The following is a 21277-nucleotide window of genomic DNA, read 5'->3' on the forward strand; positions in this document are numbered from 1 at the left end:
AACCCTCTCCCAGAGGGAGAGGGAGCAAGAACCATGACGCGTCGCGCCGATCTGCCGCGGACCCGCGCAGACTTTCTCTCAGCCGACGGCGTGCTGCTGGTCGTGCGCGAGACGCCGCCCGCGCTGGCGCCCACCAATGGCCAGCCCGCGGCCGTGGCGGGCAATCCGATCGAAGGCGACGAGATCCTGCTCGCCGTGTGGGACGACGGCAGCGCCTCGGCGCTCAACGGCCACGTCGACCTCGGCACCGGCATCCAGACCGCGCTCGCGCAGATCGTGGCCGAGGAACTCGACCTTGGCATGCCTTGCGTGCGCATGATGCTCGGCGACACCGCGCGCGCGCCCAACCAGGGCGCGACCATCGCGAGCGCCTCGATCCAGATCCATGCGCAGCCGCTGCGCCTGGCTGCGGCACAGGCGCGCGCATGGCTCCTCGCGCGCGCGGCCGAGCGGCTCGGCGTGGCCGCCGACGCGCTGCAGGTGCGCAACGGCGTCGTGCGCGTGGCCGAGGCGCCGGACCGCCGCATCAGCTACGCCGACTTGATGGCGGGACAGCGCACCGTGCTGCGGCTCGATCCCGCCGCAGAGCCCAAGGACCCGGCCGACTACCGCATCGTCGGCACGCGCCAGGCCCGCGTCGACATTCCCGCCAAGCTCGCGGGCGACCTGGTGTTCGTGCACGACATGCGCGTGCCCGGCATGCTGCACGGCCGCGTGGTGCGCCCGCCGTATGCGGGTGCGGACCACGGCGACTTCATCGGCAACACGCTCGAGTCGGTGGACGAATCGTCGATTGCGCACATTCCCGGCATTCGCGCGGTGGTCGTGATCCGCGACTTCGTCGGCATCGTGGCCGAGCGCGAAGAGCACGCCGAGCAGGCGCTGCGCGAACTGCGCGTCAGCTGGAAGCCCTGGCCCGGCATGCCCGACCTATCGGACCTCGCGCAGGCCCTGCGCGACAACCCGTCGATGCAGCGCCTGCTGGTCGATGAAGGCGATGTCGATGGCGCGATCGCCGCGGCCGCGCAGCCGATGCATCGCACCTACGTGTGGCCCTACCAGATGCACGCGTCCATCGGGCCGTCGTGCGCGCTGGCAGAGTGGCAGCCGGACGGCGGCAGCGACCCACACGCAGTGGGGAAGCGTGGGGGCATCACTCTCCGCGTGTGGACCGGCTCGCAGAACCCGCATGTGCTGCGCGCCGATCTCGCCAAGCTCATGGACGTGGACGACGTGCAGGTCGACGTCATCCGCATGGAAGCCGCGGGCTGCTACGGCCGCAACGGCGCCGACGACGTGGCGGCCGATGCGGCGCTGCTCGCGCGCGCCGTGGGCGCGCCGGTGCGCGTGCAGCTCACGCGCGAACAGGAGCATGCCTGGGAGCCCAAGGGTGCCGCGCAGCTCATGGAAGTGGATGGCGGCCTGATGGCCGACGGCCGCATCGCCGCCTACGACTTCGAAACTTCATATCCATCGAACGGCGCCCCCACGCTCGCGCTGCTGCTCACGCGCACCATCGAGCCGGTCGCACAGGCCTTCGAGATGGGCGACCGCACGGCGCGTCCGCCCTACAGCGTCGACAACCTGCGCGTGAAGGTCAACGACATGGCGCCGATCGTGCGCGCCTCGTGGCTGCGCGGCGTGTCGGCGCTGCCGAGCTCCTTCGCGCACGAGTCGTACATCGACGAACTGGCCACCGCGGCCGGCGTCGACCCGGTGCAGTTCCGCCTGCGCCACCTGGACGATCCGCGCGCCGTCGAGCTGGTGCAGGCCACCGCGCAGAAGGCCGGCTGGCGCATGCGCACCGGGCCGCAGGAGGATGCCGACGGCGGACTGGGCAAGGGCGGCGACATCCTCTTCGGCCAGGGCTTTGCCTATGCGCGCTACATCCACAGCAAGTGGCCCGGCTTCGGTGCCGCATGGGCCGCATGGGTGGCCGACGTCGAGGTCAACCGCAGGACCGGCGAGGTGCACGTGCGCCGCGTGGTGGTGGGGCACGACGCGGGGCTGCTGGTCAACCCCGCGGGCGTCGAGCACCAGGTGCACGGCAACGTGATCCAGACCACGAGCCGCGCGCTCATGGAAGAGGTGCAGTTCGCGCCGCAGCAGGGCGCTGCCGCAACGGCTGGTGCGCAGCTGCTGCCCGGCGTGCTGCCCTCGGGCGTGGTCGCGAGCCGCGAATGGGGCAGCTACCCGATCATCAACTTCCGCGACGTGCCGGTGATCGAGGTCATGCACATGCCGCGGCCCGGCGAACCGTCGCTGGGCGCGGGCGAGTCGTCGTCGGTGCCGGGAACGGCGGCGATTGCGAATGCGATCTTCGATGCGACAGGGGTGCGGTTTCGCGAGCCGCCGTTCACGCCGGAGAAAGTGCTGGCGGCGTTGAACCGGGGTTTGCTCCCTCCCCTTCCGGGGGAGGGCGGGGGTGGGGGCGAGCGGCGCTTGAATGGTGACGCTGCCGTGCCCCCATCCCAACCTTCCCCCGGGAGGGGAAGGAGCACGACCGATGCGCCGTGGCCAGCGCGAAAGGGCCTCATGGCCACCGGCGCCGCCCTCTTCATCGGCGGCATCGGCCTCATCGCCGGCCTGCTCGGCTGGCGCTCCGCCATCGCCCCGGTTTCGCTCAGCGCCCCGGTGTACAGCGAGGCCACCATCGAGCGCGGCCGCGTGCTCGCCGCGCTCGGCGACTGCGCCGTGTGCCACACCGCACCGGGCGGCGCACCCAACGCCGGCGGCCGCGCGATGCAGACGCCCTTCGGCACGCTCTACACCACCAACCTCACGCCCGATGCCGACACCGGCCTGGGCCGCTGGTCGTTCAGCGCGTTCCAGCGCGCGATGCGCGAAGGCGTCTCGCGCGACGGCCACCATCTGTACCCGGCCTTTCCGTACACCGCATTCGCCAAGACCAGCGACGACGACCTGCAGGCGCTCTATGCGTACTTCATGTCGATGCCCGCGGTGCGCGCCGAGACGCCGAAGGCCGAACTGAAGTTTCCGTTCAGCATGCGGCCGCTCATGGCCGGTTGGAACGCGCTCTTCCATGACCCTGCGCCGCTGCAGCCCGTCGCCGCGCAAAGCGCGGAATGGAACCGCGGCGCCTACCTCGTCAACGGCCTGGGCCATTGCGGCGCCTGCCACACGCCGCGCAACGCGCTCGGTGCGGAGCAGGGCGGCAGCGCTTTCCTCTCGGGCGCGATGGTCGATGGCTGGGAGGCTCCCGCTCTCACGCAGCGCTCGAAAGCCGCGGTGCCATGGGATGCCGACGAGCTCTATCGGTACCTGCGCCAGGGCCACACGCAGCGCCATGGCATGGCGGGCGGCCCGATGGCCGAGGTGGTGCGCGAACTCGCGCAGGTGCCCGATGCCGACGTGCGCGCGATGGCCACCTACCTCGCCTCGTTCAATCCGGCGCCCGCGGCCGATCCGCAGGCCGTGGCGCAGCAGGTGGTCGACAACGCGGCACGCACGCAGGGCCGGTTGCTCGGTCCCGCGCAGCGCATGTTCGACAGCGCCTGCGCGTCGTGCCACCACGACGGCGACGGCCCCACGCTGCTTGGCGTGAACACGCCGCTCGCGCTCAACGGCAATCTCACGAGCGCGCGGCCCGACAATCTGCTGCGCACCATCCTCGACGGCGTGCGCGAGCCTGCGAGCCGCGACATCGGCTTCATGCCGGCCTTCCGCGACGCGCTCGACGACCGGCAGATCGCCGAGCTCGCGGGCTACATGCGCGCGCGCTTCGCACCGCAGGAGCCGGCCTGGAAGAACCTGCCGGCCGAAGTGGCACGCGTGCGCGCCGCGCGCGGCCACGGCGCCGAGTAGGCAGCGTTCCGCGTCGTCCTGCTTTCCGCTTGCGCTGCGGCAGGGAACACATTCATTCAGAATGTCCGGTTCAAGAACCCCAACCAAGTGCCGAAGTGCCTCCGGAGACAACATGCCCCTGAATCTTTCCACCGCCGCCAGCCTTCCCCGCGACGCCGAGCGCGCCACGCTCGTCGGCCGCATCTGGCAGCCCGGCGTGGGCCCCGTACTCGTGGCCGTGCAAGGGGACGGGCTGCACGATCTCTCGCGGCTCGCGCCCACGATGAGCGACCTGCTCGAGGCGAAGGAGCCGCCCTGCGATGCGGTGCAGCGCGCACTGCGCGCCGGCCAGGCTCCGCGCATCGCCTCGCTGGCCGAGGCCATCGCCAACAGCGACGCCAGCGCGCGCGACGAAGCCAAGCCCTGGCTGCTCGCACCTTGCGACCTGCAGGCCATCAAGGCCAGCGGCGTGACCTTCGTCGAAAGCCTGCTCGAGCGCGTGATCGAAGAGCAGGCACGCGGCGATGCATCGCGCGCCGAGGCCACGCGCGCCGCACTCAGCGGCGTGCTCGGCGACAACCTCGCGGGCATCGTGCCGGGCTCGGCCGAGGCCGCGAAGGTCAAGGAAGTGCTGATCTCACAGGGCGCGTGGTCGCAGTACCTCGAGGTCGGCATCGGGCCCGATGCGGAGATCTTCACCAAGGCGCCGGTGCTCTCGGCCGTGGGCACGGGCGCCGACGTGGGCATCCATGCCGCATCGGTGTGGAACAACCCCGAGCCCGAGGTCGTGCTCGCGGTCAACAGCCGCGGCGAAACGCTGGGCGCCGCGCTCGGCAACGACGTCAACCTGCGCGACTTCGAGGGCCGCAGCGCGCTGCTGCTCGGCAAGGCCAAGGACAACAACGCCTCCTGCGCGATCGGCCCTTTCATCCGCCTGTTCGATGCGCACTTCGGCATCGACGACGTGCGCCGCATCACGGTGGCGCTCGAAGTCACGGGCCCTGAAGGCTTCACGCTCGAAGGCTCGAGCTCGCTCGCGAAGATCAGCCGCGATCCGCTCGACCTCGTCTCGCAGGCCGTCGGCGCGCACCACGACTATCCTGATGGCTTCATGTTGTTCTTGGGCACCATGTTCGCACCGACACAAGACCGTCATGGTCCTGGGCAAGGATTCACCCACGTCGTCGGCGATCGCGTGCGCATCGCCGCGCCGGAACTCGGCGCCCTCGTGAACCGCGTGGTCCATTCGGACCAGGCGCCGCGGTGGACTTTCGGGTTAAGTGCGCTGATGCGGAATCTGGCTGCGCGCGGACTGCTGTAAGCGTTCCTTCTACGGTTTAAAAGGAGTTGTACTCCTTTGTGATTCATAGGCTGCACGTAGCAATCTGTTGCTGTTGACCGCGCCTCGCGTTCCCCTCAAGATTGCCGGTCTTGAAATGGTTAACACGGGAGATGGGGTTGCCGCCGAGCGAGATCGAACTACTGCAGTCGCCTGTTGAAGGCCCGCTTCCGTGCGGTGAAGACCTCGAATACGACCCTGATTTCATGGCGTTGCAGCAAGCTGCAACCGGAAAGCGGGAGCAGCAGTTCGGCTCGACCATCATACCGGCCGAGCCGCCCGACTGGGCCCGTGTCGAGCGCATTGCCAAGCAGCTGTGCCAACGCACGCTCGACGTGCGCGTGCTGGTTCTGCTGACGCTGGCATGGACCGAGAGCCGAGGATTGCCGGGCTACGTCGATGGCTTGCGCGTGGTGGACGGCATCCTGCAAAAGTTCTGGAACGACGTGCATCCGCGCGTTGTCGATGGCGATTTCGAAGACCCGCTGCCGCGCATGAATGCGCTGGCTGCATTGGCCGAAGCCGAGGGACTCGGGCGCAGCGTGCGCGATGCGCGTCTGCTCGAGGATGCCGGCGCGTCGATGAGCCTGCGGCAGGTCGAGGCCCTGCTCGACTCGAGCAAGGCCGACCAGATCGACTACCCGGGCGGCATCGGCCGGCTGCGGGAGGTGGCGCGCCGCGCGCAGGAGAAGGCGGCGCCTGCGGTGATGGCATTGCATGCGGCGCTGGAACTGCTGCGGCGCATTCGAGAGACTTCGGAGCGGGCCTTGGGGCAAAGCTGGGCGCCTGATTTTTCCCGGCTCGAGCGCTCGCTTCGAACCGTGGTCCAGCTGCTGCCCGAGCAGGCCCAGCCGGCGCCGGCCGAAGCACTGCAGGCAGCCGCGCAAGGGAATGGATCGGCGCAGGCCGCCCCTTCCGCGCAGGGCGCCGAGGGCGTGGCAAACGGCGCCTCCGGCCCACGCGCGGCAAGCATTCAAGATATTGAAATATCGAATCGTGATGATGTGCAGGTCCTGTTGGAAAAGGCGTGCCAGTACATGGAACGTACGGAGCCCAGCCATCCGGCACCCATGCTCATCCGCAGAGCGCAAAGGCTGCTGGACCTCAACTTTTTCCAGATCATCGAAGAGCTCATGCCCGAGGGCCTGCAGAAGATGGAAAGCCTGGCCGGCCGCTCGCTGAGCGGCGGGTCGGCAGCGGAATGAACGGCCGGCGCAAGAACCCGGAAACAGGCCCGCGGGGCTCGACCCATACGAATACGCATTGAGATTCAAGAGGAAGCTTATGGCAGACAACCGTGTCAGAAACAGTGGTCAGAAGTTCATCGCGCGCAACCGCGCGCCGCGCGTGCAGATCGAGTACGACGTCGAGATCTACGGCAGCGAACGCAAGATCCAGCTGCCCTTCGTGATGGGCGTGATCGCCGATCTCGCGGGCAAGCAGGTCGACCCGATGCCCGACCTCGCGGAGCGCGACTTCATGGCGGTGGACATCGACAACTTCGACGACCGCATGAAGGCCATCAAGCCGCGCGTGGCCTTCCAGGTGCCCAACACCCTCACAGGCGATGGGCAGATGAATGTCGACATCACCTTCGACAGCATGGACGACTTCTCGCCCGCGCGCATTGCCCGCCAGGTGGGCGCGCTGCAGCACTTGCTGGAAGCACGCACCGAGCTTTCCAACCTGCTGTCCTACATGGATGGCAAGAACGGCGCCGAGCAACTGATTGCGCAGGCGCTGCAGAACCCGGAGCTGCTCAAGTCGCTGGCATCCGCGCCCAATCCCGCCGTGGCCAAGGCGGTGGAAGCAGCGAACGAAAAGTCGGGCGCCCCCGGCACCACCCCTTCCGAGTAAGCCGACAGGATCTCCATCATGAGCACCGCACCCAAACAGACAGCGCGCGGACAGTCCGCCACCATCGAAGCGCTCGAGCCCAACGAGTTCTCCGACCTGCTGCAGCGCGAGTTCAAGCCCAAGACCGACCAGGCGCGCGAGGCGGTGCAGAGTGCCGTCAAGACGCTGGCGGTGCAGGCGCTCGAAAGCACCGTCACCATCTCGAACGACGCCTACCGCACCGTGCAGGCGATCATCACCGAGATCGACCGCAAGCTCTCCGAGCAGATCAACCAGATCCTGCATCACGAAGACTTCCAGCAGCTCGAAGGCGCATGGCGCGGCCTGCACTACCTGGTCAACAACACCGAGACCGACGAGCAGCTCAAGATCCGCGTGATGTGCGCCTCCAAGCGCGAAGTGGCGCGCTCGCTCAAGCGCCACAAGGGCATCGGCTGGGACCAGAGCCCGCTGTTCAAGAAGATCTACGAGCACGAGTACGGCCAGTTCGGCGGCGAGCCCTTCGGCGCGCTGATCGGCGACTTCCATTTCGACCACAGCCCGCCCGATGTCGAGATGTTGGGAGAAATGGCCAAGATCGCCGCGGCCGCGCACTGCCCCTTCATTGCCGGCGCATCGCCCACGGTGATGCAGATGGACTCGTGGCAGGAACTGTCGAACCCGCGCGACCTGACCAAGATCTTCCAGAACACCGAGCACACCGCATGGCGTTCGCTGCGCGAGTCGGAAGATGCGCGCTACATCGGCCTGGCCATGCCGCGCTTCCTGGCGCGCCTGCCCTATGGCGCGCGCACCAATCCGGTCGACGAGTTCGAGTTCGAGGAAGAAACCGATTCGGCCCTGCACAACCGCTACACCTGGGCCAACTCGGCCTATGCGATGGGTGTGAACATCAATCGCTCGTTCAAGCAGTACGGCTGGTGCACGTCCATCCGCGGCGTGGAGTCGGGCGGTGCGGTCGAGAACCTGCCTACCCACACCTTCCCGACGGACGATGGCGGCGTGGACATGAAGTGCCCCACCGAAATCGCCATCAGCGACCGGCGCGAGGCCGAGCTCGCCAAGAACGGCTTCATGCCGCTGGTGCACCGCAAGAACTCCGACTTTGCGGCCTTCATCGGCGCGCAGTCGCTGCAGCTGCCGGCCGAGTACCACGACGCGGACGCCACGGCCAATGCCAACCTGGCGGCGCGCCTGCCCTACCTGTTCGCATGCTGCCGCTTCGCGCACTACCTCAAGTGCATCGTGCGCGACAAGATCGGTTCGTTCCGCGAGCGCGAGGACATGGAGCGCTGGCTCAACGACTGGATCATGAACTACGTGGACGGCAGCCCCGGCACGTCGTCGCAGGACACGAAGGCAATGAAGCCGCTGGCGGCGGCCGAAGTCCAGGTGGAAGCCATCGAGGACAACCCTGGCTACTACGCCGCCAAGTTTTTTCTCCGGCCGCACTATCAGCTCGAAGGGCTGACGGTGTCATTGCGGCTGGTTTCGAAGCTGCCATCCAACAAGAAGGACAGCAGCTAGTTCAACGGTGTCCCGCAATCGGGCATATATATAACTTTGGGGGTTAATCATGGCAGTAGACATGTTCATGCGCGTCGAGGGCGCGAACGGCGAATCCAAGGACTCGAACCACAAGGACTGGACGGATATCAAGTCGTTCGCATGGGGAGCAACGCAGCCTGGAAACATGGTCAGCGGCGGCGGGGGCGGTGTGGGCAAGGCGAGCTTCAACGACCTGCAGGTGCTCGCGCGCATCGACAAGGCGGCGCCGTCGGTGATGAAGAACTGCGCGAGCGGCAAGCACCTGAGCAAGGTCGAAGTGTCGCTGTGCAAGGCGGGTGGCTCGCAGATCGAATACACGCGCGTCACGCTGGAGGAAGTGCTGGTCACCTCGGTGCAGTACACGGCCGAGCAGAGCGGCGATGCGGTGCTGGTGCAGTTCGCATTCCAGGCGGCCAAGGTGAAGCAGCAGTACTGGGAGCAGACCGACAAGGGCGGCAAGGGCGCCGAAACCGTGCTGGCCTGGAACATCAAGGAAAACCGGGAATCCTGATTTCCCCTTTTGCTTGTTTCCGACCGGCCCGCGCATGCCGCGGGCCGGTCGCCTGCAGATATATGGCGACGGCCCTCGGGCCGTGCGCGAGTCAATGAGGAAGTTTCATGGGCGATGGGTTTGCAGTGCTGGGCGAGCGCTCCGTGGCCGAACACACCGAATGGGTACAGCGGCAGATTCGCGCGAGTCCACAGAATGCCGGCCTGCGGCTTGCCCTGTGCCACTTTCTTGCGCTGCGGGGCGAGTGGCAGCGGGCTGAAGACCAGCTCAAGCTGGCCGCGAAGATCGATCCTTCCTTCGCTCCCGCCAGCGCCACCTGCGCAATGGCGCTGGCCGCCGAGCGGCATCGAACCGAATTCTGGAACGGCGGCCGTGCGCCGGCCGTCATTGCCGGCGAGGCCGACTGGGTCGCGGCGCTGATGGCCGCCGCGGCGCTGCCGTTCGAGCAGGCCGCGGAAGCGGCCGAACTGCGCGAAGCCGCGCGGCAGGATGCGCCCGCGCTGCAGGGCACGCTGAGCTGCGTCGACCGTTCGGACGCGCGCACCGTGCAGGCCATCGACGGCGAGCCCGTGGAAACCAGCGAGTTCGCTTGGCTTTGCGATGGCGACGTGCGCATTGGCGCCGTGCTCGAACTCCTCACGCCTTCGGGCTATGCGTGGCTGCCGCTGCCGGCGGTGCGGCGCCTCCAGTTCTCCCGTCCGCAGCACCTGGTCGACCTGCTCTGGGCGCCGGCCGAGATCGTGCTGCACGACGGGCGCGGGCTCAACGGCCTGGTGCCGGTGCGCTATCCCGGCGCGCTCGATGCGCTGGACGACGAAACAACCCTGGGCCGCCGTACCGACTGGCTGCCGCTGGCCGGCGAAGAGCAGTACGCCGGCGTGGGCCAGCGCACGCTGATCAGCGAAGCCGGCGACCATTCGCTGCTTGACATCCGCCTGGTCGAGTTCGCGCCTGCAGAGAGTGCCGCGCAGTGAGTTCCGTCCTGCCAGCCAGCCGTTCGGCCCTGGAGTCCGATGGCGACCAGCAAGAAAGCGTTGCACGCGACCGCCTGCAGCCGGTGCTGCTCGACCGCCTGACCGACAAGCAGCCGCAAAGCCGCCAGGAGCGCGCGGGTGCGTTCCTCATGAGCGGCAAGCTGCTGCGCGATTCGGTGCTGCGCGATCTGCAGTGGCTGCTCAACACCACCAATTTCGGCGCGGACCACACCATCAACGCCATGCCACGCGCGCGGCGCTCGGTCGTGAACTACGGCGTGCGCGGCTGGGCCGGCGGGCGCATGTCGGAAGTCGACTTCGCCGACGTCGAGGCCGCCATCCGCGCCGCGATCATCGACTTCGAGCCGCGCATCATGAAGGACAGCATCGACGTGCGCTGTGTCACCGATGCCACCGACCTCGAGCACCACAACCTGCTCGCGCTCGAGATCCGCGGCACGCTGTGGTCGGTGCCCTACCCGATCGAATTCATCCTGCGCTCCGAGCTCGACCTCGAGAGCGGCCACATGGTCCTGCGGCCGACGGGAGGGCTCTGATGCCGATGCGCGAAGTGCTTTCCCCGCATGGCTCCCTCTCCCACAGGGAGAGGGAACAAGAAGAAGGCGGGCCCCGCTGATGGACGCACGGCTGCTGGACTACTACAACCGCGAACTCACCTACATGCACGAGCTCGGTGCCGAGTTCGCGCAGCGCTATCCGAAGATCGCCGGGCGGCTGGGCATGCGCGGCATCGAGGTCAGCGATCCCTACGTGGAGCGCCTGCTCGAGGGCTTCAGCTTTCTCACGGCGCGCATCCAGCTCAAGATGGATGCGGAGTTTCCGCGCTTCTCGCAACGGCTGCTCGAGGTGGTGTACCCCAACTTCCTCGCGCCGCTGCCCGCCATGGCCGTGGTGCAGATCGACGGCAACCTCAACGAGGGCTCGCTGAAGGCCGGCTACGAACTGCCGCGCCACACGATCATGCGCGGGCGCATGATCAAGGGCGAGCAGACGGCCTGCGAATTCCGCACCGGCCATGAGGTCACGCTGTGGCCCATCAGGGTCGCGGATGCGGGCATCGGCCCCGTGCCGGCGGAAATCGCGCATGCGATGCCCGCGGTCGCCCAGCGCGCGAAGAGCGCGATCACCATCAAGCTCGAAGCGGTGGGCGGCACCACCTTCGCCGAGTTGCCGATCGACCGGCTCGAGTTCTTTCTCTCGGGCGCGGAGCTGCACGCGCTGCGCGTGCTCGAGCTGGCGGTGCACCACAGCGTCGGCGCGGTATGCCGGGGCGGCGCGGGCGGCAAGGCACGGATCGTTCCGCTTGGCGACGAAGCCATTCGCCACGAGGGCTTCGACCCCGAGCAGGCGCTGCTGCCCTACGACGCGCGCTCGTTCCAGGGCTACCGGCTGCTGCACGAGTACTTCGCTTTTCCCGACCGCTACCTGTTCTTCAGCGTGAAGAACCTGCGCGCGGCGGCCGCGGCCATTGGCGGTACCACGATGGAAATCGTGATCCTGCTCGACCGTGCCGATGCCGACCTGGAGCGGCTGGTCGACGCCAGGCACTTCTCGCTGTTCTGCACGCCCATCATCAACCTGGTGCCGCGGCGCAGCGACCGCATTCCGGTCGGGCCCGGACAGCACGAACACCATGCGGTGATCGACCGCACGCGTCCGCGCGACTTCGAGATATTCACGGTGGAACGCGTCACGGGCCACATGGCGAGCGGCTCGGAAGAGCGCGAGTTCAGGCCCTTCCTGGGCTCGTTCGCCGCCGACGACGGCGACTTCGGTGCGTACTTCTCGCTGCGCCGCGAGCCGCGCCTGGTGTCCGACCGCGCACGCGCGCAAGGCACGCGCACCAGCTACACCGGCAGCGAGGTGTACGTGTCGCTCGTCGACCAGCACGACGCGCCCTTTCCGCACAGCCTGCGGCACATCACGATCGACGCGCTGTGCACCAACCGCGACCTGCCGCTGCTGCTGCCGACCGGGCTGGAGTCGGACTTCTCGCTGCGCGTGTCGGCGCCGGTGCGCGGCATCCGCATCGTGCGCGGGCCGTCGCGGCCCTATCCCGCGCTGGCGGAAGGCGCGCTGACCTGGCGCCTGATCAGCCATCTGGGCCTCAACTACCTGAGCCTGACCGACATCGACGCCGCGCAGGGCGCGGCCGCACTGCGCGAGATGCTCGACCTTTACGGCAACCTGGCCGACCCCGCGGTGCGCCGCCAGATCCAGGGCGTGCGCTCGATGGCGCTGGCGCCGGTGTTCCGCCGCCTGCCCGAGCCGGGGCCGATCGTCTTCGGACGCGGGGTGGAAATTGCGCTGAAGATCGACGAAGTGGCCTTCTCGGGCGCGAGCCCTTATCTTTTCGGCGCCGTGCTGGAACAGTTCTTCAGCCGGCACGTGTCGCTCAATGCGTTCACCGAGTTCGCGCTCTCCAGCCTGCAGCGCGGCGAGATCGCGCGCTGGACACCGCGCATCGGACGGCGGCCCGCGGTATGAGCATGAGCCGCCGGGCCGTTCCCAAGGCGAATACCGCAGCGCGTAGCGCGGAGGTTGCCTGATGAGCCCCCGCCCGGCCGCTCCGAAGGGGGCTCGCACCGCAGCGCGTAGCGCGGAGGTTGCCCTATGAGCACAACAGCCGATCTCGCCGACGATTCGCAGCAGGCGCCGCCGATCGCGCCCGAGCATGCCGCGGCACGCACGCGTCGCGGCACGCCCGAAGCCGATCCGGTCCTGTGGGCCGGCCTGGTCGACCAGCCTTTCGAGCACGACCTGTTCATGCTGCTGCGCCGCCTCGATGCGCAGGGCAGCCATCCGCTGCTGGGCCGGGCGCCGCGCCCGCTCGACGAGCCGTTGCGGCTGGGCCAGGAGCCTTCGATGGCCTTTGCGCCGTCGAACGTCTCTGGCGTCGATGTCGACGGCGACGGCCCGCCGCGCATCTCGATCTACGGCTTCGGCCTGTTCGGCCCCAACGGGCCGCTGCCGCTGCACCTGACCGAGTACGCGCGCGAACGCAAGCGCCACCACAGCGACAACACGCTCAGCGCCTTCGCCGACCTGTTCCATCACCGGCTCATCCTGCTGTTCTACCGGGCCTGGGCCGATGCGCAGTCGGTCAACAGCCTGGACCGCCCGGACGGCCACCGCTTCGTCGACTACGTGGCGAGCCTCATGAACATGGGGCAGCCGGGGCTCAAGGAACGCGACCGCATCGCCGACCATGCGCGCACCTTCATGGCCGGGCACCTCGTGCGCCAGACGCGCAACCCCGAGGGCCTGATTCAGATCCTCCGGCTGTACTTCGATGTGCCGGTGCGCATCGAGGAGTTCGTGAGCGACTGGGTGATGCTCGACGAGCGGGAGCTGAGCCGCATCGGAAGCTCCGGGCGCAACCAGAAACTGGGCGCCGGCGCCACCATCGGTTTGGCGGTGCGCGATGCGCAGGGCAAGTTCAGGCTTGAACTCGGACCCCTGTCGCAAAGCGAGTTCCGCGACTTCCTGCCGGGCAGCAAGCGCCTGCAGCAGGTGGTCGACTGGGTGCGCCAGTACGTGGGCATCGAGTTTGCCTGGGAGCTGCGGCTCGTGCTCAGGAAGCAGGAAGCCCTCGGCATGCAGCTGGGCGGCGACCAGCGCCTGGGCTGGGGCAGCTGGCTCGGCACGCGCCTCGCGCCCACCGACGCCGGCGACATGCTGTTCCAGCCCGAAGCCCTGTATTCCCGTTCCGCATCGGCTGCTTCCGTGGCGGCCGAAGCTTCTTCCCTGGCCTTATGACCGATATCCGCCGCGTCTCCCTTTTCTCCAAGCTGAATCCGATGCTCTACAAGGCATTGGAGACCGCCACCGCGTTCGCCAAGCTGCGCGGCAATGCCTACGTGGAGCTGGTGCACTGGCTGCACCAGATACTGCAACTGCAGGACAGCGACCTGCTGCGCATCGTCAAGCGCGCGGGCCTCAACCTCGATGCGGTCGAGCAGGACCTGGTGCGCGCGCTCGACCGCCTGCCGCACGGCGCCACGTCGATCAGCGACATTTCGGAGCACGTCGACAACGCCGTCGAGCGCGCCTGGGTCTATGCGAGCCTGCGCTTCGAGGCCGGCTCGATCCGCGGCGCCTACCTGCTCGCGGGCATCGTCAAGACGCCGGGACTGCGGCAGGTGCTCTCGGGCATCTCGCGCGAGTTCGACAAGATCGTGCCCGATGTTCTCATCGCTCAGCTTCCCGCATGGACCGAAGGCTCGCCCGAGGACGACTTCGACGCTGCGGCCGCGCCAGGGCCTGCCTCCGCAGCGGCTTCCCACCAAGGAGACGGCGCTGCCGCGGGCGGCTCGGCGCTCGCCAAGTACGCGAGCGACCTGACGGCCAAGGCGCGCGCGGGCGAGCTCGATCCGGTCTACGGCCGCGACGACGAGATCCGCCAGATCATCGACATCCTCATGCGCCGGCGGCAGAACAATCCGCTGCTCACGGGCGAAGCCGGCGTGGGCAAGACGGCGGTGGTCGAGGGGCTGGCCTCGCGGCTCGCGGCGGGCGACGTGCCGCCGTCGCTCAAGGACGTGTCGCTGTGGGTGCTCGACCCCACACTGCTGCAGGCCGGCGCGGGCGTGAAGGGCGAGTTCGAGCAGCGGCTGCGCCAGGTGATCGACGAAGTCGAGAACAGTCCCAGGCCCATCGTGCTGTTCGTCGACGAGGTGCACACACTGGTTGGCGCGGGCGGCACGGCCGGCACCGGCGATGCGGCCAACCTGCTGAAGCCGGCGCTCGCGCGCGGACGGCTGCGCACCATCGGCGCTACCACGTGGTCCGAGTACAAGAAGTACATCGAGAAGGACCCGGCGCTCACGCGGCGCTTCCAGACCATCCAGGTGCACGAGCCCAGCGAGTCCAAGGCCGTGATCATGCTGCGCGGCATTTCGGCCGAGCTGGAGAAGCACCACGGCGTGCTCATTCTCGATGCCGCGCTCGAAGCGGCCGTGAGCCTGTCGCACCGCTACATTCCCGCGCGCCAGCTGCCCGACAAGGCCGTGAGCCTGCTCGACACGGCCTGCGCGCGCGTGGCCCTGAGCCAGCATGCGCTGCCCGCCGCGATCGAAGACCTGCAGCGCCGCATCGAGGTGCTGGGCATCGAGTCGGGCATTGCGGGGCGCGAGGCGGCAATCGGCGTCGGCGAGCACCAGCGCGTGGAGGACATTGCGGCACACGTGGCCGCGGCGCGGGCCGAGCTCGGCCTGCTCGAGCAGCGTCGCGTGGAAGAAAGCGTGCTCGTCGAGCGCATCGTGGCGCTGCGCAAGCTGCTGTCGCCCGCGGCGGTGCCCGTGCAGGCCGAGGCGCAAGAGCAGGGCGACGCGCCGGATGAAGAAGCTCCGGTGGACGCCGAGGCCGCCCCGCCCGAACCCGAGAGAACACCCGAAGAGATCCGCGCCGAACTCGACCAGGCGCAGGACAGGCTGGTGCAGCTGCAGGGCGAATCCCCGCTCATCCTGGCCGCCGTCGACGCGCAGGCCATTGCCACCGTGGTGGCCGACTGGACCGGCATTCCGATCGGCCGCATGGTGCGCGACGATGCGCAGTCGGTGCTGCGCCTCGGCGAAATTCTCTCGGCCCGCGTGGTGGCCCAGCCCGATGCGCTGGAGACCATCTCGCGGCGCATCCGCACCGCGCGTGCGCGGCTCGACAATCCGAACAAGCCGGTGGGCGTGTTTCTGCTCTGCGGCCCTTCGGGCGTGGGCAAGACCGAGACCGCGCTCGCGCTGTCCGAAGCGTTGTACGGCGGCGAGCAGAACCTCGTCACCATCAACATGAGCGAGTTCCAGGAGTCGCACACCGTCTCCACGCTCAAGGGCGCGCCGCCGGGCTACGTGGGCTATGGCGAAGGCGGCGTGCTGACCGAGGCCGTGCGCCGGCGTCCCTACAGCGTGGTGCTGCTCGACGAGATCGAGAAGGCCCACCCCGACGTGCACGAGATCTTCTTCCAGGTGTTCGACAAGGGCTGGATGGAAGACGGCGAGGGCCGCCACATCGACTTCCGCAACACCGTGATCATCATGACCTCCAACGTCGGCACCGACCTGGTCATGCAGCTGTGCGAAGACCCGACCCTGCGCCCCGACCCCGAGCCCTTGGCGGCCGCATTGCGCGAACCGCTGCTCAAGGTGTTCGCGCCGGCGCTGCTGGGCCGGCTGGTTGTAGTGCCTTATTACCCGTTGCAAGCCGACGCATTGCATCGCATCATTCGCCTCCAGCTCGACCGCATTGCCGCCCGCCTCGATGCGAACCACGGCATTGCGCTGGACTACGACGACAGCGCTGTCGAACTGGTGGCGCGCCGGTGCACGGCCATCGAGTCGGGTGGACGGATGATCGATGCGATCCTCACGCACACCATCCTTCCGCGCTTGAGCGAAGAAGTCATCGGTGCCACGGTCAGCGCGCGCAAGCTCGCCGGCGTGCGGCTGTCCGCAGCGGGCGACGACTTCCAGTACGAATTTTCCGAAGCGTAAGAAGACAAGAATGCAAGGAGACAAACTGCATGGCGAGAGTCGTAAAGGCGCACACACCGCTGGGTGATGCGCAGCTGATGTTCCGCTCGATGAGCGGAACGGAGGGTCTGTCGCAGCTGTTCGAGTTCGAAGTCGACCTGCTGAGCGCGAGCGCATCGATCGATCTGAAGTCGGTACTGGGCAAGCCGCTGTCGCTGGAGATCCAGACAGCGGGTGAGCCGCGTTTCCTCAATGGCCAGGTGGTTCGCTTCTCGATGGCGGGCCGCGAAGGCGGCACCTCGCGCCACACCGTGTACCGGGCCACCGTACGGCCGTGGCTGTGGTACCTCACGCGCTCGAGCGACAACAAGATCTTCCAGGACAAGACCGTCGTCGAGATCCTGGAAGAAGTGTTCGGCGACTACGGCTTTGCCTTCGAGAAGCAGCTCGGCGGCACCTACCGGTGCTGGGAATACTGCGTGCAGTACAACGAGAGCGACTTCGCCTTCGTGAGCCGCCTGATGGAGCTCGAAGGCATCTACTACTACTTCAAGCACGAGCAGAACCAGCACACGCTGGTGCTGGCCGACGACATCGGCGCGCACGATCCGATACCCGGCTACGAGACCATCGACTACTTCGCGGCCGACCGCGACATCAGCCAAGACATGGAAGTCATCCGCGACTGGCAGCCCAGCGAAGAGCTTCGCTCGGGCCGCTACACCGTGGACGACTTCAACTTCACCACGCCCAAGGGTGACCTGATGAACGTGCGCAGCCAGCCGCTGGGCGGCGACAACGCCAGCTACGAGATGTACGAGTGGCTGGGTGACTACCCCGCTGCCGGTGACGGCGAGCACTACGCGCGCGTGCGGCTGGAAGAGGCACAGGCCCTGGCGCAGCGAAGCGCGGGCCAGGCGACCGTGCGCGGCATGGCGCCGGGCTACAAGTTCACCATGCGCAACTCGCCGCGCTCGGACGACAACCAGGAGTACCTGGCCGTGGCCGTGTCGTATTCGCTGCGCGAAGGCGGCTATGCGACGGGCGCGGAGGACGGCGAATACAACTTCGACTTCGTGGTGCAGCCCACCGCGCTGGCCTTCAGGGCGCCGCGCCACACGCCCCCGCCGCGCACCAGCGGCCCGCAGACGGCGACGGTTGTCGGCCCCGAGGGCGAGGAAATCTGGACCGACCAGTACGGCCGCGTGAAGGTGCAGTTCCACTGGGACCGGTACGGCCAGCGCAACGAGAACAGCTCGCGCTTTGTGCGGGTGTCGCAGATCTGGGCGGGAGAGCGCTTCGGAGGCGTGTTCACGCCGCGCATCGGGCAGGAGGTGATCGTCGACTTCATCGGCGGCAGGCCCGACCGGCCGGTGATCGTGGGGCGCGTGTACAACGCCGACCAGATGCCGCCGTTTGCCTTGCCGGGCGAGGCGACCAAGAGCGGGATCGTCACGCGGTCATCCAAGGGCGGCTCGGAGGCCACGGCCAATGCCTTCGTGTTCGAGGACAGGATGGGCGCCGAGCAGATATTGGTGCATGCGCAGCGCAACCTCGACGTGGAGGTGGAGGGCGACGAGACGCACACGACGAACAGGACGCGCACCACGCTGATCAAGGGTCACGAGTCGGCCACCTACGAGACGGGGGAAGAGCGGCACATCACGGGCGGGGCGGTGGAGACCATCGATGGCGGCGAGGAGCGCACGGTGACGGGCGGTGCGACGGAGACGGTGACGGAGGGCGAGGAGCGCACGATCACGGGCGGGGCGATCGAGACGATCAGCGGCGGCGAGACGCGCTTCGTCAACGGGGGCATCGATGAAACCGTCAACGGCAACGTCACGCTGACCGTGAACGGCAGTGTGGTGCGCCTGGTGAGCGGCGCCGACATCCGCATCGTCGGCGGTGGGCGCATCGAGATCATCAACGCGATCGATACCAAGCTGGTGCTCGGCCCCGACACCACTTTCGTCGCAGGGCCGAAGACAGTGCATGCGCCGACCATCGACCACAACGCCACCAATTACACGCTCAACACCAGCAGCTACACGCTCACCGCAAAGGCGGTCGTCTACAACACGCCGAAGCAGACAGTCAACACCGAAGACCACGGCCACTGGCGCTGGACCAATTTCGCCGCGACCTGGGCCAAGGCAACCGCCTGGACGCCGCTCGCCTTCGATTTCTACGGCTTGAAGGTGATGCTGACCGCATCGACCTTCACCTCGATCAACGGCGTGTTCATCAATCTCGCGCTGCTGAACGACAACGAGAATCGGGTCAAAAAAAATGTGGCAATAGGCGATCTGGGAATCGTGGTCTCGAAGCTCCTGAAGTTCAAGGTCAAGGAGGCGAGAGGCGCGTTCTTCCTCAGAGCCCCTTGAGTCAGAAAAAAACAATAGGAGACTTGCTTCATGCACAGAGTCGTAAAGGCGCACACACCGCTGGGCGACGACCGGTTGATGTTCCGCTCGATGAACGGAACGGAGGGCTTGTCTCAGCCGTTCGAGTTCGAAGTCGACCTGCTGAGCGCGAGCGCATCGATCGATCTGAAGTCGGTGCTGGGCAAGCCGCTGTCGCTGGAGATCCAGACAGCGGGAGAGCCGCGTTTCCTCAATGGCCAGGTGGTTCGCTTCTCGATGGCGGGCCGCGAAGGCGGCACCTCGCGCCACACCGTGTACCGGGCCACCGTACGGCCGTGGCTGTGGTACCTCACGCGCTCGAGCGACAACAAGATCTTCCAGGACAAGACCGTCGTCGAGATCCTGGAAGAAGTGTTCGGCGACTACGGCTTTGCCTTCGAGAAGCAGCTCGGCGGCACCTACCGGTGCTGGGAATACTGCGTGCAGTACAACGAGAGCGACTTCGCCTTCGTGAGCCGCCTGATGGAGCTCGAAGGCATCTACTACTACTTCAAGCACGAGCAGAACCAGCACACGCTGGTGCTGGCCGACGACATCGGCGCGCACGATCCGATACCCGGCTACGAGACCATCGACTACTTCGCGGCCGACCGCGACATCAGCCAAGACATGGAAGTCATCCGCGACTGGCAGCCCAGCGAAGAGCTTCGCTCGGGCCGCTACACCGTGGACGACTTCAACTTCACCACGCCCAAGGGTGACCTGATGAACGTGCGCAGCCAGCCGCTGGGCGGCGACAACGCCAGCTACGAGATGTACGAGTGGCTGGGTGACTACCCCGCTGCCGGTGACGGCGAGCACTACGCGCGCGTGCGGCTGGAAGAGGCACAGGCCCTGGCGCAGCGAAGCGCGGGCCAGGCGACCGTGCGCGGCATGGCGCCGGGCTACAAGTTCACCATGCGCAACTCGCCGCGCTCGGACGACAACCAGGAGTACCTGGCCGTGGCCGTGTCGTATTCGCTGCGCGAAGGCGGCTATGCGACGGGCGCGGAGGACGGCGAATACAACTTCGACTTCGTGGTGCAGCCCACCGCGCTGGCCTTCAGGGCGCCGCGCCACACGCCCCCGCCGCGCACCAGCGGCCCGCAGACGGCGACGGTTGTCGGTCCTGAGGGCGAGGAGATCTGGACCGACCAGTACGGCCGCGTGAAGGTGCAGTTCCACTGGGACCGCTACGGCCAGCGCAACGAGAACAGCTCGCGCTTCGTGCGGGTGTCGCAGATCTGGGCGGGAGAGCGCTTCGGAGGCGTGTTCACGCCGCGCATCGGGCAGGAGGTGATCGTCGACTTCATCGGCGGCAGGCCCGACCGGCCGGTGATCGTGGGGCGCGTGTACAACGCCGACCAGATGCCGCCGTTTGCCTTGCCGGGCGAGGCGACCAAGAGCGGGATCGTCACGCGGTCATCCAAGGGCGGCTCGGAGGCCACGGCCAATGCCTTCGTGTTCGAGGACAGGATGGGGGCCGAGCAGATATTGGTGCACGCGCAGCGCAACCTCGACGTGGAGGTGGAGGGCGACGAGACGCACACGACGAACAGGACGCGCACCACGCTGATCAAGGGTCACGAGTCGGCCACCTACGAGACGGGGGAAGAGCGGCACATCACGGGCGGGGCGGTGGAGACCATCGATGGCGGCGAGGAGCGCACGGTGACGGGCGGTGCGACGGAGACGGTGACGGAGGGCGAGGAGCGCACGATCACGGGCGGGGCGATCGAGACGATCAGCGGCGGAGAGACGCGCACGGTGAATGGCGGCATCGTGGAGACCGACAACGGCAACGTCGTGCTTGCGGTGAACGGCAGCACGGTGCGCCTGGTCACCGGTGCGGACATTCGCGTCACCGCGGCCGGCCGGCTCGAGATCATCAACGCCATGGACGGCAAGCTGGTACTCGGCCCACACTCGACCACGGTGACGGGCACGAAGACGGTGTCGGCGCCGACCATGACCTACAACAGCACCAACTACACGATCAACACCGTCAACTACACGCTCAATGCGAAGGTCGCGATTCTCAACACGCCGGGCTACACCGGCAATGCCGCCGACCAGGGCTGGGTCGACCAGCAGAAGGACATCGTGTCGAACCAGCGCGTGCGGCTGTTCATCGGTGCCACCGACCTGTTCGGCATCAAGGTGCAGGTGGCGGGGGTGAACACCATGCTCAGCGGAATCTTCGCGAACTGGTCATACCTGTTCTGGCTCGACGCGCTCATCAACATCAAGGTCAACGTGAAGAGTCGCGTCAAAGCGGGCACCGTCCAAAAAAAGGGGCCGTTCGTGGTCACTGTCAACCTGAAGCGCAACAAGAAATGAGCGCCGTCCAGGCA

13 protein-coding genes are annotated in these 21277 nt (G+C 67.5%); all 13 read left to right on the forward strand.

Features of this window, described 5'->3' with window-relative positions; translation table 11 throughout:
- Positions 1–33: 33 nt before the first annotated feature.
- Positions 34–3825 carry a molybdopterin cofactor-binding domain-containing protein gene (locus tag QFZ47_RS13690; RefSeq protein WP_307656150.1) on the forward strand — a complete coding sequence of 1264 codons (3792 nt, stop codon included), beginning with the start codon at positions 34–36 and terminating at the stop codon, positions 3823–3825.
- A gap of 112 nt (positions 3826–3937) precedes the next feature.
- Positions 3938–5125 (forward strand): fumarylacetoacetate hydrolase family protein, encoded by a 1188-nt coding sequence (locus QFZ47_RS13695; protein WP_307656151.1) that lies wholly within the window; start codon positions 3938–3940, stop codon positions 5123–5125.
- 131 nt (positions 5126–5256) lie between these two features.
- A complete protein-coding gene (gene tssA / locus QFZ47_RS13700; protein ID WP_307658936.1) occupies positions 5257–6348 on the forward strand; it encodes a type VI secretion system protein TssA in 1092 nt (363 codons plus the stop codon).
- 79 nt (positions 6349–6427) lie between these two features.
- Complete coding sequence (gene tssB / locus QFZ47_RS13705; RefSeq protein WP_307656152.1) at positions 6428–7000, forward strand: type VI secretion system contractile sheath small subunit; 573 nt, start codon at positions 6428–6430, stop codon at positions 6998–7000.
- 18 nt (positions 7001–7018) lie between these two features.
- Positions 7019–8527 carry a type VI secretion system contractile sheath large subunit gene (gene tssC / locus QFZ47_RS13710; protein ID WP_307656153.1) on the forward strand — a complete coding sequence of 503 codons (1509 nt, stop codon included), beginning with the start codon at positions 7019–7021 and terminating at the stop codon, positions 8525–8527.
- A 49-nt stretch (positions 8528–8576) separates the two neighbouring features.
- Complete coding sequence (locus QFZ47_RS13715) at positions 8577–9059, forward strand: Hcp family type VI secretion system effector (protein WP_215245743.1); 483 nt, start codon at positions 8577–8579, stop codon at positions 9057–9059.
- Between the two features lie 107 nt (positions 9060–9166).
- Complete coding sequence (locus QFZ47_RS13720; RefSeq protein ID WP_307656154.1) at positions 9167–10033, forward strand: type VI secretion system accessory protein TagJ; 867 nt, start codon at positions 9167–9169, stop codon at positions 10031–10033.
- A gap of 29 nt (positions 10034–10062) precedes the next feature.
- Entirely contained in the window at positions 10063–10590 is a 528-nt protein-coding gene (gene tssE, locus QFZ47_RS13725; RefSeq protein WP_307658937.1) for a type VI secretion system baseplate subunit TssE, read from the forward strand.
- Between the two features lie 79 nt (positions 10591–10669).
- Positions 10670–12541 carry a type VI secretion system baseplate subunit TssF gene (tssF, locus tag QFZ47_RS13730; RefSeq protein WP_307656155.1) on the forward strand — a complete coding sequence of 624 codons (1872 nt, stop codon included), beginning with the start codon at positions 10670–10672 and terminating at the stop codon, positions 12539–12541.
- Positions 12542–12667: 126 nt separating this feature from the next.
- Positions 12668–13813 carry a type VI secretion system baseplate subunit TssG gene (gene tssG, locus QFZ47_RS13735; protein WP_307656156.1) on the forward strand — a complete coding sequence of 382 codons (1146 nt, stop codon included), beginning with the start codon at positions 12668–12670 and terminating at the stop codon, positions 13811–13813.
- A complete protein-coding gene (tssH, locus tag QFZ47_RS13740) occupies positions 13810–16539 on the forward strand; it encodes a type VI secretion system ATPase TssH (RefSeq protein WP_307656157.1) in 2730 nt (909 codons plus the stop codon). Before tssG ends, tssH begins: the two co-directional genes overlap by 4 nt.
- A gap of 29 nt (positions 16540–16568) precedes the next feature.
- Positions 16569–18905: a type VI secretion system Vgr family protein gene (locus tag QFZ47_RS13745; protein WP_307656158.1), complete on the forward strand. Its 2337-nt coding sequence runs from the start codon at positions 16569–16571 to the stop codon at positions 18903–18905.
- 30 nt (positions 18906–18935) lie between these two features.
- Complete coding sequence (locus QFZ47_RS13750; protein ID WP_307656159.1) at positions 18936–21263, forward strand: type VI secretion system Vgr family protein; 2328 nt, start codon at positions 18936–18938, stop codon at positions 21261–21263.
- The last annotated feature ends 14 nt before the right edge of the window (positions 21264–21277 follow it).

This window comes from Variovorax paradoxus, from assembly GCF_030815975.1.
In the GTDB taxonomy this organism is placed as follows: domain Bacteria; phylum Pseudomonadota; class Gammaproteobacteria; order Burkholderiales; family Burkholderiaceae_C; genus Variovorax; species Variovorax paradoxus_N.